The sequence below is a fragment of the Vreelandella lionensis genome (genome assembly GCF_002087295.1).
Lineage (GTDB): Bacteria > Pseudomonadota > Gammaproteobacteria > Pseudomonadales > Halomonadaceae > Vreelandella > Vreelandella lionensis.
On the sequence record NZ_MWVI01000012.1, the window covers coordinates 11,497 to 28,667 of the forward strand.

Consider the following 17,171-nt stretch of genomic DNA (forward strand, 5'->3'; position numbering starts at 1 on the left):
AGCCACGGGTAGCTCAGCTGCCCGTGGGCCATCGCTTGGCTTACTTATGACTGATCTTTGGTGCGAGAACCCATGACGTCTCCGCAGCTTCCCCAAGAGCAGCCGGGCGGCACGACGCTTTCTCGATCCGAGGAAGCACTGCCGTCTCATGTTGCTATCATTATGGATGGTAACAACCGCTGGGCGCGGGCACGTGGGCTTTCGGGTGTGCGCGGCCACCGCGCCGGTGTCGAAGCCGTGAGAGCGGTGATTGAGCGTGCAGCTGAGCGAGGCGTTCAAACGCTAAGCCTGTTTGCGTTCTCCAGCGAAAACTGGAAACGTCCTGCCGCTGAGGTGAATGCGCTGATGGAGCTGTTTTTGATGGCGCTTAAACGCGAAGTCAAAAAACTTAATGAGCGCAATATCCGTCTGTCGATTATTGGCGAACAGCGTGGCTTTTCCCACGCGATTCAAAAGCTTATTCAGCGCGCCGAAGCGCTGACCGCCGAGAACACGGGCATGCATCTGGTGATTGCCGCGAACTACGGCGGCCAGTGGGACATCGCCCGCGCCGCCCGCCAGCTCGCCGAGCAGGTGGCTGCCGGAGAGCTGGCGCCCGAGGCCATCGACGAAGCGCGCTTGGATGCGGCCATGAACACCGACCAAGTACCGCCGGTGGATCTGTGTATCCGTACCAGCGGCGAGCAGCGGCTCTCGAACTTTATGTTATGGCAGCTGGCCTATGCCGAGCTGCACTTTTCGCCCTTGTTATGGCCAGATTTTGATGGGGCGGCCTTCGACAAGCGCTCGATGATTTCTGCTTACGACGTCGCCGTTTTGGCATGACCGACGAACAAATAGAGGCGCAAGGTGCTTAAACAGCGGATGATCACCGCAGCCTGGTTAGCTCCTGTCACGCTAATTGGTCTGTTTGGATTACAGGGAGGTGCCTTTGCGCTGTTTACAGCGCTGATCGTGCTGTTAGGTACCTGGGAATGGACCAACTTGGCGGGCGTTATCGTCTCGCGCACGCGCCTGGCGCTGGTGGCCGGTATGGCGGTGCTCATGGCCCTGCTGTGGCTAAGCGGCGCTGCCTTTGCAGTTTGGCCGTTGTGGCTGGCCGCCGCTGGCTGGTTGCTGAACCTTTACTGGGTGACGCACTACCCGGAAAGCAGTCAGCAGTGGCAAGCCACTTCACGCCGTCTACTCATGGGCGTTTGGGTGCTGCTGCCGTGCTGGGTGGGTTTTAACGTGCTGCGTGATAGCGGGGTGGTGTGGCTGCTGTTTGTGATGCTGCTGGTATGGACGGCAGACATTGGCGCCTACTTTGCTGGTCGCCGCTGGGGTAAGCGAAAATTAGCCCCGCGGGTGAGTCCAGGCAAGTCCTGGGAGGGCGTGTATGGGGGGCTTGCTGCCACGATGCTGCTAGCCCTGCTGTTTGCCCTTTGGCAGCCCCTTGGAGTGATGGGGGGCGTGGCGCTGATCGTGATTACCGCAGTGGTGACGCTTACTTCAGTGCTTGGCGACCTGTTTGAAAGTATGTTGAAACGCTACCGTAATATTAAAGACTCCAGCCAGCTGCTGCCGGGTCATGGTGGTGTGCTGGACCGTATCGATAGTCTCACCGCAGCCATCCCCATCTTTGCGCTGTTGTATCTGCAGGTACTGTCACTTCAGGTGAGCGCGCTATGAGTCACGTCTCGGTTCAGTTGGTCACTGTGCTCGGTGCCACCGGCTCCATCGGTAAAAGCACCTTGGATGTCATCGCGCGCCATCCGGAGCGTTACCGCGTCTATGCCCTAACGGCGCATACCTCAAAAGAGGCGCTGCTTGACCAGTGTAAAGCGCACTCTCCCCGGGTTGCCGTGTTGGATGACGACGCCGATGCCCAGTGGTTGCAGCAAGGGCTCCTCCAAGCAGGCTCCAACACCGTGGCGCTGGCGGGGCAGGACGCGCTGTGCGAGGTCGCCCAAGCCCCTGAGGTCGACACCGTGATGGCGGCGATCGTCGGGGCGGCAGGCCTGTTGCCGTCGCTGGCGGCAGCCGAAGCCGGTAAGCGCGTGCTATTGGCCAATAAGGAGGCCCTGGTGATGAGCGGGTCGCTGTTTATGGATGCCGTTGCACGCTCCGGGGCGGCGCTGTTGCCGATCGATTCTGAACATAATGCCATCTACCAGTGTCTACCCAGCGAGCATCGCGGCGGATTAGCCAAACACGGCGTGCGTCAGCTGCTTCTAACCGCATCGGGCGGGCCGTTTCGCGGCTGGTCGGCTGCCGATATTGCTAACGTAACACCAGAGCAGGCCTGCGCTCATCCTAACTGGTCCATGGGACGTAAAATCTCCGTAGATAGCGCCACGCTGATGAATAAAGGACTCGAATTAATCGAAGCGTGCTGGCTGTTTGATGCCACCCCCGAGCAGATTCAGGTCGTTGTTCACCCGCAAAGCGTGATCCACTCTATGGCAGCCTATGACGACGGTTCCGTGATTGCTCAGTTGGGTAATCCCGATATGCGCACACCGATTGCCTATGGGCTTGCTTGGCCAGAGCGCATTGATGCCGGCGTAGAAACGCTAGATCTGTTCCAAGTTGCGCGGCTCGATTTTGAAGCCCCGGATGAACCCCGCTTTCCCTGCCTGCGACTAGCCCGAGAGGCGATGCAGGCAGGAGGGGCCGCTCCGGCGGTGTTTAACGCTGCTAATGAAGTTGCTGTTGAGGCATTTTTAGCGGAGAACATCGCGTTTGGTGCGATTCCGGACGTTGTGCGAAGGTGATGGCCCTGCCGTATCCCGGTCAGGCGGGTTCACTTGAACGCGTGCTTGCTGCGGACCGCTGGGCTCGAGAGCAAGCCGCGCACACCATACGCCAGTTAACCGCTTAGCCTCAGCTATTGTTGAGCAGCGTGTCGTGCAAAGGAGCAAAAAGTGGGCCTGATACAGAATATCTTAGCCGTCATCGTGGTGCTGGGGCTGCTGGTGACCTTTCACGAGTTTGGTCACTTTTGGGTTGCACGCCGCTGCGGCGTCAAGGTGTTGCGCTTCTCCGTAGGGTTTGGCAAGCCGCTCTGGTCAACGATTGATCGCCATGGCACCGAGTTCGCTGTGGCGGCCATTCCGCTGGGCGGCTACGTCAAAATGCTCGACGAGCGCGAAGCGCCGGTACCGGAAGAGCAGCTAGACCAAGCGTTTAATCGTAAAACCGTTTGGCAACGTATTGCTATTGTGGCCGCGGGCCCCATCGCTAATTTCCTGCTGGCTATTGTGGCCTACTGGGCGCTGTTTGTGGCGGGTACAACCACCGTAGCGCCAGTAGTTGGTGATATTACGCCTAACTCCCCAGCCGCAGAGGCAGGGTTGGAGCAGGGGAGTGAAATTACCGCGATTCAGGGCGATGCGATGCGCTCCTGGGAAGAGATCAATTTAAAACTGGTCTCCATGATTGGCTTCAGCGGTGATTTAACCATTGAGGTAGTGCCGGAAGGCGCTAGTGCCACCCGCAGCTATCAACTGCCGCTTAACACCTACATGGTTCGCCAGGATCCGCCACAGCCGCTGCAGAGCCTTGGCTTCTGGCCCTGGCGACCCGATGTGCCCGCCGTGCTTGGCCAAGTAGTGGATGGGCAAGCCGCCGCTGAAGCCGGGCTTCAAGCAGGGGATCGCATCGTCGGCCCTTAACGGTGAGCCCATTAATGACTGGATGCAGTTTGTCGCGGTGATCCGCGATAGCGCAGGCGAGACACTGAGCGTTGGTTATCAGCGTAATGGCGAAGCAGGAACGCTTTCGCTCACGCCAAGACGTAATACGCTGGAGAGTGGTGCCGAGGTTGGGTACATTGGAGCTGGCGCGGAGCCATTTAGCTTGCCTGAAACGCTGCAACGGGAAATTCGTTACGGGCCGATTGAAGCGGTTGGACAAGCGCTGTCGCGCACTGGTGAAATGGTGCTGCTGACGGTCGACGCCATTCGCAAAATGTTAGTGGGGTTAATTTCTCCCTCTAATCTATCGGGGCCGATCACGATTGCGCAAATTTCCGGAGACTCTGCGCGTGCCGGGGTAGAAGCCTTTGTTGGTTTTTTAGCGTATCTTTCGATTAGTTTAGGTGTGCTGAATTTGCTGCCCATTCCCGTGCTCGACGGCGGTCATTTGCTTTGCTATTTTGGCGAGGTCGTACGTGGGCGGCCGGTATCTGAGCAGACACAAGCGCTAGGGCTGCGCATCGGACTTGCCATGGTTGGCACCCTGATGCTGATGGCGCTCTATTTCGATTTGATGCGCCTGTGGTAATAACGCGTGTAGCGCGCAGGATGCCTTGTCATCTGCCTGCACAAATGTATATGGTGCCTGTCTTAACCGACGGGCAGACCAACGCGAGCGAACTGACTGCATGAAAATCAAGCCCCTTGGAATGGCGGCACTCTTGCTGGTAGGCGCCAGCGGCGCCCAAGCACAATCCTTTGATGTTTCAGACATTCGTGTGGAAGGACTGCAGCGGGTTTCCGCCGCCTCGGTCTTTAATGCGTTTCCCGTCAGCGCTAATGACCGCGTGGACGAGCAGCAGCTAGCCGCTGCCGCCCGCGATCTGTTCGCTACCGGACTGTTTGAAGATGTCTCGCTGGCCCGGGAAGGCGACGTGTTGGTGATCCAAGTGGTCGAGCGGCCAACCATCGCGCGCTTGAACATCGAAGGCAACGACCAGATTTCGGACGAAGACCTGCGCAACGGCCTGCGTGAGTCGGGCCTGTCGGAAGGTCAGGTACTGCACCTCTCTACCCTTGACGAGATTGAGCGCGAGCTTGAGGGCGTGTATCAGGCTCAGGGTCGCTACAGCGCTGGCATTAATGTTGAGGTGGAAGAGATTGATGAGGGCCGGGTCCAGGTCAACATCGATATCAATGAAGGTGAAGTCGCCAAGATCCGCCAGATCAATATCGTCGGTAACCAGGATTTCGACGATGAAACCCTGCGTGAAGTGTTCGAGCTAAACGACCGCCCTGGCCGTATCTTCGGCTGGTTCTCGAAAGATGAGTACTCCCGAGAAGCGCTCTCTGGTGATATCGAACGCCTACGCTCGTTCTATCTTGACCGTGGCTACGTCAACTTTGATGTTACTTCCACGCAAGTCTCTATCGGCCCTGAAAAGTCAGAAATCTTTATCACCCTGAATATTGATGAAGGCAACCAGTATCGCGTGGGCGATATTCGTTTCGCTGGCGACCTTCAAATCAGCGAGAACGAAGCTCGTAATCTGCTGGAAATCAACAGTGGTGATATTTTCTCTCGCGGAGAGGTGAACGCCTCCACCGAAGCATTGCGCCAGCGTTTAGGCGCCGAGGGCTTTGCCTTTGCCGATGTGCAGGGTGTCCCTGAAATGGCCGATGACGGTGAAACCGTCGATTTGGTCATTGCCGTTAACCCCGGCCAGCGGGCCTATGTTCGCCGCATCGAGTTCTACGGCAATACCACGACACAGGATGAAGTACTGCGTCGGGAAATGATTCAGCTAGAGGGCGGGCCCGCCTCCACCGAGTCTATTACCCAGTCGCGTCAGCGTTTGGAGCGGTTAGGCTTCTTCAGCCAGGTGGAAGTCGATACCCAGCCGGTTCCGGGTGAGCCGGATATGCTGGATGTGACCTATACCGTTGAGGAGCAGCCCTCTGGCTCGGTCTCAGCCAGCGTCGGTTTCTCTCAAAGTGCCGGGGTGATTTATGGGGTAGGTCTAGCCCAGAATAACTTCCTGGGTACTGGTAATCGGGTCAACGTTGGTGCCCAGCGCAGTGACACCTTTACCAGTGTCAACTTTGCCTTTACCGACCCTTACTGGACGCTAGATGGTATTTCCCGCGGATATAACCTGTTTTACCGGGAAACCGACTATGCCGACTCGGATATCTCGACCTTCTCTACCGATGCTTACGGTGCAGGTATCAACTTAGGCTACCCCATCAGCGAGCTGTCTCGCCTGAATTTTGGTGCCAGCGTTGAAGATGTGACGGTGAAAACCTACTTTGACACCGCCTCTGAGATTCGCCGCTATGTAGAAGACCAAGGTGAGAATGCGCAGAGTCTCAAGCTATCCGCTAGCTGGACGCGCAACAACCTGAACCGTGGCATTATGCCCACCGCCGGTAACTACCAGCGCGTATCGCTTGAAACCGGCGTGCCGGGCAGCGATGCGGAGTACTACAAGCTTCAGGCCCGTGCTCAGCAGCTATTCCCAATTAACGATGATGAAACCTGGGCGCTGAAGTTTAGCGGTAACTTAGGCTACGCCGACACCCTAGGCAGTAACGACCCTTATCCGTTCTATGAGAACTTCTACGCGGGTGGTTTAGGCTCGGTGCGTGGCTTTACCTCTAACACTTTGGGCGAGCGAACCACTCCTGCCCGCGAGGGTGGTCGTGACCGGACGATGGGCGGTAACGTTCTGGTAGAAGGTTCTGCGGAAGTGCTCTTCCCCATGCCGTTTGTGGAAAACCAGCGCTCGGTTCAGCCCTCGCTGTTCCTAGATGCGGGTAATACCTTCTTAAGCTCGTGCTACGACGTGCTGGAAGCAGACGCGGATCGTCAGCAGTGCAGCTCAGGCGTTGACTTTGGTGACTTGCGCTACAGTGTCGGTGTCGGTCTCTCTTGGCTGACGCCAGTTGGCCCGCTGACCTTCAGCGTGGCTGAGCCGCTGAACGACGAAAGTGGTGACGATACGCAGTTCTTCCAGTTCTCGCTGGGTCAAACGTTCTAATTTAAGGAGTATCACAATGATGCGTAAACTGACCGCCGCTGTGTGCCTGTTTGGGGCGATGACTCTACCTGCCTATGCTGCCGAAGTGGCCGTGTTGGATTGGCGCACTGCGTTGATGAATACCCAGTCGGCTCAGTCATCACTGAGCCAGTTGGAAGGACAAATTGGTAGCCAGCAGCGCGAAGCCGAAGCGTTGGGCGGCGAGCTGCAGCAACTGCAAACCCGCCTGCAGCAGGAAGGGGAGACTATGTCCCAGTCCGAGCGCGAATCGCTGATTGCCGAGCTTCAGCAGAAAGGCGGCCGCTTCGAACAGTTGCGCCGTGAAGTGCTACAGGCCCAGCAGACCTCAGAGCAACAGTTCCTAGAAGGGGCTGAAGCTAAGCTGGAACAGGCGGTAGAGCAGGTGTTAGAACGTCATAATATCGACGTGTTGGTTGAGCCTCAGGGCGTGCTGCACTCCTCGACGGACCTGCCCAACGTGACGAACGAAGTCACTCAGATTTTTGATTCGCTGAACTAATTTAATGATTACTGGTGCGGCTTAGCCGCACCACTGCTTCCTTGGGCTCTCATGACGCACGCTTCTCATCACCTCACCCTTGCGGATATCGCACGTCACCTGGACGTTGATTTCGAGGGCGACGCCGACCAGCCAATTCGTGGTTTGGCAACGCTCAAGGAAGCAGCGCCAGACCAAGTCGCATTTTTAGCCAACCGTGCGTACTTAAAAGATCTCGCTACCACCAAAGCGGCAGCGGTACTGCTGCACCCGGAGCACGGCAAGAACTGCCCTGTGCCGCGCCTAGAGATGGATAACCCCTACTTGGGCTACGCCAAGCTCTCCCAGCTATTTGATCCGCTGCCAGCGCGGGATGTACCGGGTATTCATCCCTCTGCAGTAGTCGCAGAGGGCGTGACGCTTGGGGCCGAGGTTTGCGTCCAAGCCAATGCGGTGATTGAGTCAGGCGTTGTCCTGGGCGACCGTGTAGTGGTTGGCGCCGGTAGCGTGATTGGCGCTGACTGTGTCATCGGTGACGACACGCGGCTGCATGCCAATGTCACCGTTTGCCACGGTGTGGTCGTGGGCAAGCGAGTGATTTTGCACAGCGGCTGTGTGATTGGTGGTGATGGCTTTGGGTTTGCCCATGATGGTGCGGGCTGGCACAAAATTGCTCAGCTTGGCGGCGTGGTGCTAGGTGATGATGTCGAAGTGGGCAGCTGCTCCAGTATTGACCGAGGCGCGTTAGGTGACACCGTCATTGGCAACGATGTCAAAATCGACAGCCAAGTGCAGATTGCCCACAACGTTACCATTGGGGACCACAGCGCGTTAGCAGGCTGTGTAGGGATTGCAGGCTCCACCAAAGTGGGCAAACACTGCATGTTGGGCGGTGGTGTGGGCCTATCTGGTCATCTCACAATTTGTGATGGCGTTCAGGTCACCGGCATGAGCCTAGTGACCAACTCAATTCATGAGCCGGGGGTTTATTCTTCGGGGACCGGGGCCATGAGCAAACACCCAATGGCGTAAAAATGCGGTGCGCTTTAAACAGCTTGATGGATATTGCCAAACGGTTGGCGCGGCTGGAAAAAAGCCAGCGCGACGGGTAAGGCGTCGGGTTGAGAAGGAAAGAATTACCGGGCAGATGGCTTGAGGCTTAATAGCAGCAGGTTATAATCCACTGCCTTTTTACCAGCAGGAATGCTGGTACGCGCCTGATACTGCTCAGGCCTTTTGTCATTTTAGAGGTCGTTACGATGGTTATGGATATCAACGAAATTCGCGAATACTTGCCCCACCGCTATCCATTTTTACTGGTGGATCGAGTCACGCAGTTAACCGTGGGCGAAACCATCGTTGCGTATAAAAACGTTAGCATCAACGAGCCGTTTTTCAATGGCCACTTTCCTCATCACCCGATTATGCCCGGGGTACTGGTTGTTGAAGCGCTGGCTCAGGTATGCGGTATTCTAGGCTTTAAAACGGTCAATAAGTTGCCCGCTGATGGCTATGTGTATTATCTCGTTGGCAGCGACAACGTGCGTTTTAAGCGCCCGGTCATGCCTGGCGATCAATTAACGCTTGAAGCGAATGTGATTCGCGGTAAACGCGGTATTTGGAAGTTTGCCTGCCGTGCCACGGTTGACGGCGAGCTGGCCTGCGAAGCGGAAATCATTTGTGCCGAGAGGAAGGTGGCTTGATACATCCTACTGCATTGGTCGACCCAGCGGCACAGCTTGCTGACGACGTTGAGGTCGGTCCGTTTAGCGTGATTGGACCAGATGTCACGATTGGCGCTGGCTCTGTCATTGGCCCCCATGTGGTGGTGAAAGGCCCCACGGTGCTAGGCGAGCGCACGCGTATTTTTCAGTTTGCCTCGGTGGGCGAAGATTGCCAGGACAAAAAGTACGCGGGCGAGCCAACGCGGCTGGTGATGGGTGACGATAACGTCATTCGTGAAGGGGTGACCCTCCATCGCGGCACTGTTCAGGATCGCAGCGAAACCACCATCGGTTCACGTAATCTGTTTATGGCCTACGTGCATGTAGGGCATGACTGTGTGATTGGCAATGACTGCATTTTAGCGAACCAAGTCACGCTGGCAGGCCATGTCACCCTAGGTGATCACGCTATTTTGGGCGGCCTGGCGGCAGTGCATCAGTTCTGTCACTTTGGCGATCACGCCATGGCGGGCGGCGGTTCGATTATCACTAAAGACACTCCTGCCTATGTGATGATTAACGGCAACCCCGCGGAAGCCCGTGGGCTTAACCTCGTGGGGTTGAAGCGCCGAGGGGTTAGCCGCGAAGCGATTGCTGCACTCAGCACGGCCTACAAGCTGGTTTATCGTCAAGGCTTAACCGTCGAGCAGGCAGTGAGCGAAATGCGTAATCGCTTTGATTTGCCTGAAGTGGCCCTGTTCGCTGACTCCATCGAGCGTTCAACACGCGGTATCGTTCGCTAATACTCATCTAACCGGCTCTCCCGTCACTATGACACTGCAGCGCGTATACCTTGTGGCAGGCGAACTCTCCGGCGATATCCTTGGTGCTGGGCTGATGCAGGCGCTGCGCGCCCGCATCCCCAGGTGGAGTTTCGCGGTATGGGCGGCCCCCGCATGGAAGCCCAGGGGCTGGTTAGCCGCTTCCCTCTGGAAACCCTCTCGGTAATGGGACTGGTCGAGGTGCTTAAGCACCTGCCTGAACTGATCCGCGTACGCCGCACCCTGCGCGAAGAGGCGCTGGCCTGGCAGCCGGATATCATGATCGGCATCGACGCTCCCGACTTCAATATCGGCCTAGAGAAGCAGCTTCGCGCCGCTGGCGTCACCACTGCTCACTACGTGAGCCCCTCGGTATGGGCGTGGCGTCAGGGCCGGGTGAAGAATATCGCCAAAGCCGTGGATGCCATGCTCACGCTGCTGCCTTTTGAAGCCGATTTTTATCATCATCATCACGTGCCGGTTGCCTTTGTGGGTCACCCACTGGCCGACGAGCTGCCGCTGGAGAATGATCGTAACGCGGCTCGCCGTGAGCTGGGCTTAGCCTCAAACGCGCCGGTACTAGCGCTGCTACCCGGTTCCCGGGGTAACGAAATTCGCTTTATGGGCACCACTTTTTTGGACGCAGTCACGCTGCTGTGCCAGCGCCACGTGGGCTTACAGGTGGTGGTACCCGCGGCAACCGCTCAGCGCCATCAAGAGCTGCGCGAGCTGCTGGCAGGCTACCCCGCATTGGCCCAGCAGGTAACGCTTCTGGAGGGCCAAGCCCGTGAGGCGATGGTCGCCAGCGATGCGGTACTGCTGACCTCCGGTACGGCGGCGTTGGAAGCCATGCTGTGCCACCGCGCCATGCTCGTGGCGTACAAAATGGCGCCCGCGACCCATTGGCTCGCCAAACGGTTGGTGAAAACCCAGTGGATCTCGCTGCCAAATTTGATTGCCCAGGAGAGCGTGGTGCCAGAGCTGATTCAGCACGAGGCCACGCCGGAGGCGATTGCCGAGCAAATAGGCCAGCTACTTAGCGATGCCGAGATGCGTCACGGTCTGGAGGTGCGCTTTGCCGCAATGCATGCGACGCTGCAGCGTAATGCCAGCGAGCGTGCCGCGCAGGCCATTACCGCCCTGGTAGCAGGCGAGCTGCTGGAGGCTAAACCTGATGGCGGTTAAACCAGCGGACTTTCCACCGCTAGTCGTGGAGTATACCGGTGACTTCTTGGCCGGGGTCGATGAGGTTGGGCGTGGGCCGCTGGTGGGTAGTGTGGTGGCTGCCGCTGTGATTCTTGACCTCAAGGCCCCCATCGACGGTTTAACCGACTCCAAGAAGCTCACCGCTCGCAGGCGTGAGTCGCTGGATGTGCTGATTCGCGAGCGTGCGCTGGCCTTTGCAGTAGCGGAAGCGAGCGCAGAGGAGGTCGACTCGCTCAATATCTATCACGCGACGCATCTGGCCATGCGTCGTGCAGTGGATGCGCTAGCTCCCCAGGCGGAGTATCTGCTGGTGGATGGTAACCGGCTGCCGGGGCATGCGCTGCCGGGTCAGGCCGTAGTGAAGGGCGATGCCCGCCATCCGGCCATTGCCGCTGCGTCTATTTTGGCCAAAGTAGCGCGGGATGCACAAATGGCCGAGCTGGATCTGCGCTATCCTGAATACGGGTTTGCGCGGCACAAGGGCTACCCCACCAAAGAGCACCTGGCAGCGCTGGAAGCCCACGGGCCGCTGGCAGAGCACCGCAAAAGCTTCGCGCCGGTACAGCGCCAGTTAGCGCTGCTGTAGCCGTTCTATTTATTTTATTTAGCGTTTTATGCTGAGAGTCTCATGACGGTTCCGTTCGTTCATCTTCGTTTGCACAGTGAATACTCTCTGGTCGATGGCTTGGTCAAACTCAAGTCACTGGTCAGTACGACCGCTGAGCGCGGGATGCCGGCGCTGGCGCTCACCGATGAAGCCAACTTGTTTGGCTTAGTCAAATTCTACAAAGCCGCCCAGGGCGCCGGGCTGAAGCCGATTGTCGGCAGCGACCTCTGGCTGGCGAACCCCACGACGAAGCCCACCCGTACCGCATTACGCTGCTGGCGATGAACGATGTGGGTTACCGCAATCTCACCGAGCTGATCTCCAAAGGGTGGACCGATGGGCAGCGCCAGGGGCGGGCGATTCTTGATAAGCAGTGGGTACTGGCACAAAGCGAAGGGCTCATCGCGCTGTCGGGTGGTCGAGAGGGCGAGATTGGCCGCCACTTGCTCTCTGAGCATGAGCGGGAAGCACGGCTGCTGCTGGAAGAGTGGCAGCAGGCGTTCCCTGATCGCTTCTACCTAGAGCTCATCCGTACCGGTCGCCCGCTGGAAGAGGCCTGTGTGCATGCCAGTGTCCAACTGGCTATCGAGACGAATACGCCGGTTGTCGCCACCAACGATGTGCGCTTTCTGGAACGGGAAGACTTCTGGGCCCACGAAACCCGCGTGTCGATTGGCGAGGGCAAGGCGTTGGACGACCCCCGCCGCGAGCGCCGTAACCGAAGAGCAGTACCTAAAAAGCCCAGAAGAGATGGCGGCGCTATTTGCCGATATCCCTGAAGCACTGGAAAATAGCGTGATGATTGCCGAGCGCTGCAGCGTGAATGTGCGTTTGGGAGAGATCTTCCTGCCGGAGTTCGGCATCCCCGAGGGCATGACCCAGGATGAATTCTTCCGCAAGGTCTCCCATGATGGCCTAACGGAGCGGCTCGATTTTCTGTTCCCCGCCGAGCAGTATCCGCGCGATAGCGAGGCGTTCCGCGAGATTGATCAGCGCTACCGCGACCGTCTGGAGTTCGAGCTCAACGTCATCATTCAGATGGGCTTCCCTTGCTACTTCCTGATCGTGATGGACTTTATCCAGTGGGCTAAGGATAACAACGTGCCGGTAGGGCCGGGGCGTGGCTCCGGCGCCGGCTCTCTGGTGGCCTACGCGCAGAAAATCACCGACCTGGACCCTATCGGCTACGACCTGCTGTTCGAGCGTTTTCTTAACCCTGAGCGTGTCTCCATGCCCGACTTCGACGTCGATTTCTGTATGGAGAAGCGTGACAAGGTCATCGAGTACGTAGCCGACCGCTATGGCCGCAACGCGGTTTCTCAGATCGTCACCTTCGGCACCATGGCCGCCAAAGCGGTGGTGCGAGACGTGGCCCGTGCCCAGGGCAAACCCTACTCGCTGGGCGACAAGCTCTCCAAGCTGATTCCTTTTGAAGTGGGAATGACGCTAGCCAAGGCGATTGAGCAAGAGCCCGCGCTCAAGGACTTCATTGGCAACGACGAAGAGGCCGAAGAGATTTGGGAAATGGCCCTGAAGCTCGAAGGCACCACCCGCGGCACCGGTAAACACGCAGGCGGCGTGGTCATTGCCCCCACCAAGCTCACCGATTTTTCGCCGCTGCTGTGCGACGAAGATGGCTCTGGCTTGGTGGTGCAGTTTGATAAGAATGACATCGAAGACGCCGGGCTGGTGAAGTTCGACTTTTTGGGCCTGCGTACCCTTACCATCATCGACTGGGCGCTTGAGATGGTGGACAAGGTGCGTGACGTTAACGGCCAAGGGCCGTTGAATATTGACGCCATCCCATTGGATGACGGCAAAACATTCGAGATGCTCAAACGGGCAGAGACCACGGCAGTTTTCCAGCTCGAATCCCGCGGGATGAAGGAGCTTATTAAGCGCCTGCTGCCCGACTCCTTGGACGATATGATCGCCTTGGTGGCGCTGTTCCGCCCTGGCCCGCTGCAGTCGGGCATGGTGGATGACTTCATCAACCGTAAGCATGGCCGGGCAGAAGTCTCTTATCCACACCCTGATTACCAGCACGACCTGTTGAAACCGGTGCTGACGCCCACTTACGGGATTATTCTCTACCAAGAGCAGGTCATGCAGATTGCCCAGGTGATGGCGGGGTATACCCTCGGCCAAGCCGACATGCTGCGCCGTGCCATGGGTAAGAAAAAGCCCGAAGAGATGGCCAAGCAGCGGGCAGGCTTTATGGAAGGCTGTGCGGCCAACGGCATCGATAAAGACCTGGCGGGCAACATCTTCGACCTGGTAGAAAAGTTCGCCGGTTACGGCTTCAACAAATCACACTCGGCAGCCTACGCGCTGGTGTCGTATCAGACCGCATGGCTGAAGGCGCACTACCCAGGCCCCTTCATGGCGGCGGTGATGTCCACAGAGATGGACAACCTGGACAAAGTGGTGCCGCTGATCGAAGAGTGCCGCCACTTGAAGCTCACGGTGACACCGCCGGATGTCAACGTAGGTGGCTACAAGTTCACCGTGGATACGGAAGGCCGCGTGGTTTACGGCCTAGGGGCTATCCGTGGCGTTGGTGAAGGTCCGATTGGCGCGATTGTGGAAGCGCGACAAGCCGATGGCCCGTACAAAGATCTGTTCGACTTCTGCCGACGCATCGACCCAAAGCGGATGAACAAGCGTACGTTGGAAGCGCTTATTCGCTCTGGCGCATTGGACAACCTTGGGCCTAACCGGGCGGTGCTGTTTGCGGCGATGGAAGATGCGCTCAAAGCCGCCGCGCAGAATCACGCCAACCAGAACCTGGGTATGCAGGATATGTTTGGCGATGCCTTTGCTGCCGAGGAAGAAGCCAGCGATGTCTACGCCGAGTATCGCCATGTCCGTGAGTGGACCGATCGCGAGCGGCTCTCTGGTGAAAAGACACTCTGGGGCTCTACCTGACCGGACACCCCATCGACGAGTACGAACGCGAACTCAAGCGCTTCGTGTCGACCCGTATCAGCGATTTGAAACCCTCTCGGGAGCCGCAGCGGGTGGCAGGCTTAGTGGTCGCCATGCGTACCATGAAGTCCAAGCGGGGCGACACCATGGCGTTTATCACCCTGGATGATCGCACTGGGCGCATTGAGGCATCGCTGTTTGGTGAACTCTTTGAGCAGCTACGTGGCCAAATTGAGTCAGACCAAGTCATTATCGTGGAGGGCGAAGTCTCCAGCGATGACTTCTCCGGCGGGCTGCGCCTGCGCGGTAAAGACGTGACGCCGATGGTGACCGCGCGGGTGCGCTACGGCCAGTCCGTTGAGCTGGCATTGGACGCCGGGCAGATTAACGGCCGGCTGGTCGAAAGCTTGCGGGATAGCTTGACACCCTACCGGGATAACACCGGCCTACCCGTGCGACTTCAATATCGCCACCCCGATGCTGTCGCTTGGCTGGAGCTGGCGGAGGAGTGGAAAGTCGCGCCTAGCGATGATCTGCTGCTCGCTCTGCGCGATGTGCAAGGGCAGGTGGGCGTCCAGTTACGCTACCGTTAATGAACAAGAGCGCAAGCGTCCTTGAAAGCGCTGGCGCTGAATTGAACGGGTAGTGCCTTGCGTGGCAGGGTCAGGGTGCGATAATGGCCCCATAGATGCTCGTTTCGACAAGGCTTATTTTTTATAGGCAGCTTACAGGCAGAGCCGATGAATCCTAACTATCTCGATTTTGAACAGCCCGTTGCCGGAACTCCAGGCAAAAATTGAGGAGCTGCGTTTGGTGGGCTCCGACAGCCAGGTGAACCTCTCAGATGAGATTTCACGGCTGGAGGAGAAGAGCCGCAAGTTAACGGAATCAATCTTCAAAGATTTGACCCCTTGGCAGGTTTCCCAGCTATCGCGGCACCCCCAGCGCCCCTATACGCTGGATTATTAGAACATATTTTTACCGATTTCGATGAGCTGCACGGTGACCGAAAATTTGCGGATGACGCTGCCCTCGTTGGCGGCGTTGCACGCCTAAACGATGCGCCGGTGATGGTAATTGGCCACCAAAAAGGCCGCGATGTTAAAGAGAAAGTGCGCCGTAATTTTGGCATGCCGCGCCCGGAAGGCTACCGCAAAGCGTGCCGCTTAATGGAAATGGCTGAGCGCTTTAAAATGCCCATTCTGACGTTTATCGATACTCCCGGCGCGTATCCCGGTATCGACGCGGAAGAGCGTGGTCAGTCGGAAGCGATTGCCTATAACCTGGCGGTGATGTCGCGCCTGAAGACGCCGATTATTTCCACCGTGGTGGGCGAGGGTGGCTCAGGCGGCGCGTGGCGATTGGGGTGTGCGACGAACTGCATATGCTGCAGTACTCCACTTACTCGGTCATTTCGCCGGAAGGCTGCGCCTCCATTCGGTGGAAGAGCGCCGAAAAAGCCTCCGATGCGGCTCAGGCCATGGGAATCACCGCCGAGCGCTTAAAAGAGCTGGGCTTTGTAGATTCGCTGATCAAAGAGCCGTTGGGCGGCGCCCATCGTCACCCGATAGACACCGCAGCGCGGGTTAAAGACGCGCTCTCTGCCAGCCTTGAGCGCCTGCAAGCGCTGGATAGTGATGCCCTGCTTGAGCGCCGCTATGAGCGCCTGATGAGCTATGGCGCCCCAGCCGCCTAAACGGCTTTTGCGCTTGCTTCACGACGCCCTGGCGCAACCCCCGCCGGGGCGTTGCATTTGGGTCGCGCTCTCCGGTGGCTTGGACTCGTCGCTGCTGCTGATGCTAGCCGCGGAGGCCTGCCAAGACAGCGGCCAATTGCTACGCGCCCTACATGTTAATCACGGCCTACAGGCGGCGGCGGCCGACTTTGAAACCCACTGCCAACAGCTGTGTCAGCGCCTTGGCGTGCCGCTAACGGTTGAGCGGTGGCGATTGAATCGCGAGGCGAAGGGGTAGAGGGCGCTGCTAGGCGCGCTCGCTACGCGGCCTTTGCGCAGCATGTGAAGCCGGGTGACGCGCTATGGCTTGGTCAGCATCAGGATGATCAAGCGGAAACCCTCTTACTGGCAGCGCTGCGGGGGAGCGGTATTCGTGGGTTGGCGGGCATGCCATATCAACGGGAGTGGCAAGGCATTACGCTTGTGCGCCCTTGGCTCAGCGTCAGCCGCCAAACTCTGGCCGATACGGCCCACGCTATGGCACTGACTTGGTGTGAAGACCCCACCAATCGCGATATTGAATTTGATCGCAACCGTTTGCGCCACGAAGTGCTGCCAACGCTGACTCAGCGCTGGCCTGATGCGGTACGTTCGTTGGCCAAGAGCGCTGGCTTGGCCGGTGAGGCCGACACGCTCCTTGCCAGCTACGCCGCCGAGGAGTTGGCCGTGCTTACGTTGGGAACGGGCTGTCTCGATGCGTCGGCATTGGCCGCGTTGCCGTTACCCCGTCAGCGGCTGCTCGTTCGTACGCTGTGTCAGCAGCTAAGGCTGCCAACGCCTCCACAGGCGCGTCTGGCCAGCCTGCTCGGCCAGCTTACCGCCGCCCAGGATGCCCAGGTGCTAGTAGAGTGGCCCGGAGCCCAGGCGCGGGTGTGGCGGCGCAGGCTTTATCTTATGACGCCGTTGGCTGCGTTGCCGGATTGGCAAGCGCCTTGGAACGGAGAGCCAGGGGTGAGTACTCCTTTTGGGCCGCTACAGCTTCGCCTGGAACGC

General features: G+C 58.3%; 6 protein-coding genes and 8 pseudogenes. All 14 read left to right on the forward strand.

What is annotated here, in order from left to right; genetic code table 11:
* Window positions 1-72 precede the first annotated feature (72 nt).
* A pseudogene (gene uppS, locus B4967_RS01310) lies at window positions 73-857 on the forward strand (polyprenyl diphosphate synthase).
* On the forward strand, window positions 850-1,671 hold the full coding sequence (locus B4967_RS01315; protein WP_083023133.1) for a phosphatidate cytidylyltransferase: 822 nt from the start codon (window positions 850-852) through the stop codon (window positions 1,669-1,671). Before uppS ends, B4967_RS01315 begins: the two are co-directional and overlap by 8 nt.
* Window positions 1,668-2,863: pseudogene (gene ispC / locus B4967_RS01320) on the forward strand (1-deoxy-D-xylulose-5-phosphate reductoisomerase). The gene B4967_RS01315 and the pseudogene ispC overlap by 4 nt, the downstream one beginning before the upstream one ends.
* A gap of 43 nt (window positions 2,864-2,906) precedes the next feature.
* Window positions 2,907-4,266, forward strand: a pseudogene (gene rseP, locus B4967_RS01325) (RIP metalloprotease RseP).
* 100 nt (window positions 4,267-4,366) lie between these two features.
* Window positions 4,367-6,718, forward strand: coding sequence for an outer membrane protein assembly factor BamA (gene bamA / locus B4967_RS01330; RefSeq protein ID WP_422821831.1), 2,352 nt, complete (start codon window positions 4,367-4,369; stop codon window positions 6,716-6,718).
* 19 nt (window positions 6,719-6,737) lie between these two features.
* A complete protein-coding gene (locus B4967_RS01335; RefSeq protein ID WP_083023188.1) occupies window positions 6,738-7,238 on the forward strand; it encodes an OmpH/Skp family outer membrane protein in 501 nt (166 codons plus the stop codon).
* 51 nt (window positions 7,239-7,289) lie between these two features.
* Window positions 7,290-8,329: pseudogene (lpxD, locus tag B4967_RS01340) on the forward strand (UDP-3-O-(3-hydroxymyristoyl)glucosamine N-acyltransferase).
* A gap of 147 nt (window positions 8,330-8,476) precedes the next feature.
* Window positions 8,477-8,920 carry a 3-hydroxyacyl-ACP dehydratase FabZ gene (gene fabZ / locus B4967_RS01345; RefSeq protein WP_044629712.1) on the forward strand — a complete coding sequence of 148 codons (444 nt, stop codon included), beginning with the start codon at window positions 8,477-8,479 and terminating at the stop codon, window positions 8,918-8,920.
* Window positions 8,917-9,684, forward strand: a complete 768-nt coding sequence (gene lpxA / locus B4967_RS01350) for an acyl-ACP--UDP-N-acetylglucosamine O-acyltransferase (protein ID WP_083023134.1) — start codon at window positions 8,917-8,919, stop codon at window positions 9,682-9,684. The genes fabZ and lpxA overlap by 4 nt, the downstream gene beginning before the upstream one ends.
* 28 nt (window positions 9,685-9,712) lie before the next feature.
* Window positions 9,713-10,887, forward strand: a pseudogene (gene lpxB, locus B4967_RS01355) (lipid-A-disaccharide synthase).
* A complete protein-coding gene (gene rnhB / locus B4967_RS01360) occupies window positions 10,877-11,494 on the forward strand; it encodes a ribonuclease HII (protein WP_062373289.1) in 618 nt (205 codons plus the stop codon). Before lpxB ends, rnhB begins: the two are co-directional and overlap by 11 nt.
* Window positions 11,495-11,536: 42 nt before the next feature.
* A pseudogene (gene dnaE / locus B4967_RS01365) lies at window positions 11,537-15,036 on the forward strand (DNA polymerase III subunit alpha).
* Between the two features lie 220 nt (window positions 15,037-15,256).
* Window positions 15,257-16,139, forward strand: a pseudogene (locus B4967_RS01370) (acetyl-CoA carboxylase carboxyltransferase subunit alpha).
* Between the two features lie 100 nt (window positions 16,140-16,239).
* Window positions 16,240-17,009 (forward strand): annotated as a pseudogene (gene tilS / locus B4967_RS18575) (tRNA lysidine(34) synthetase TilS); the annotation flags it as partial.
* Between the last annotated feature and the right edge of the window lie 162 nt (window positions 17,010-17,171).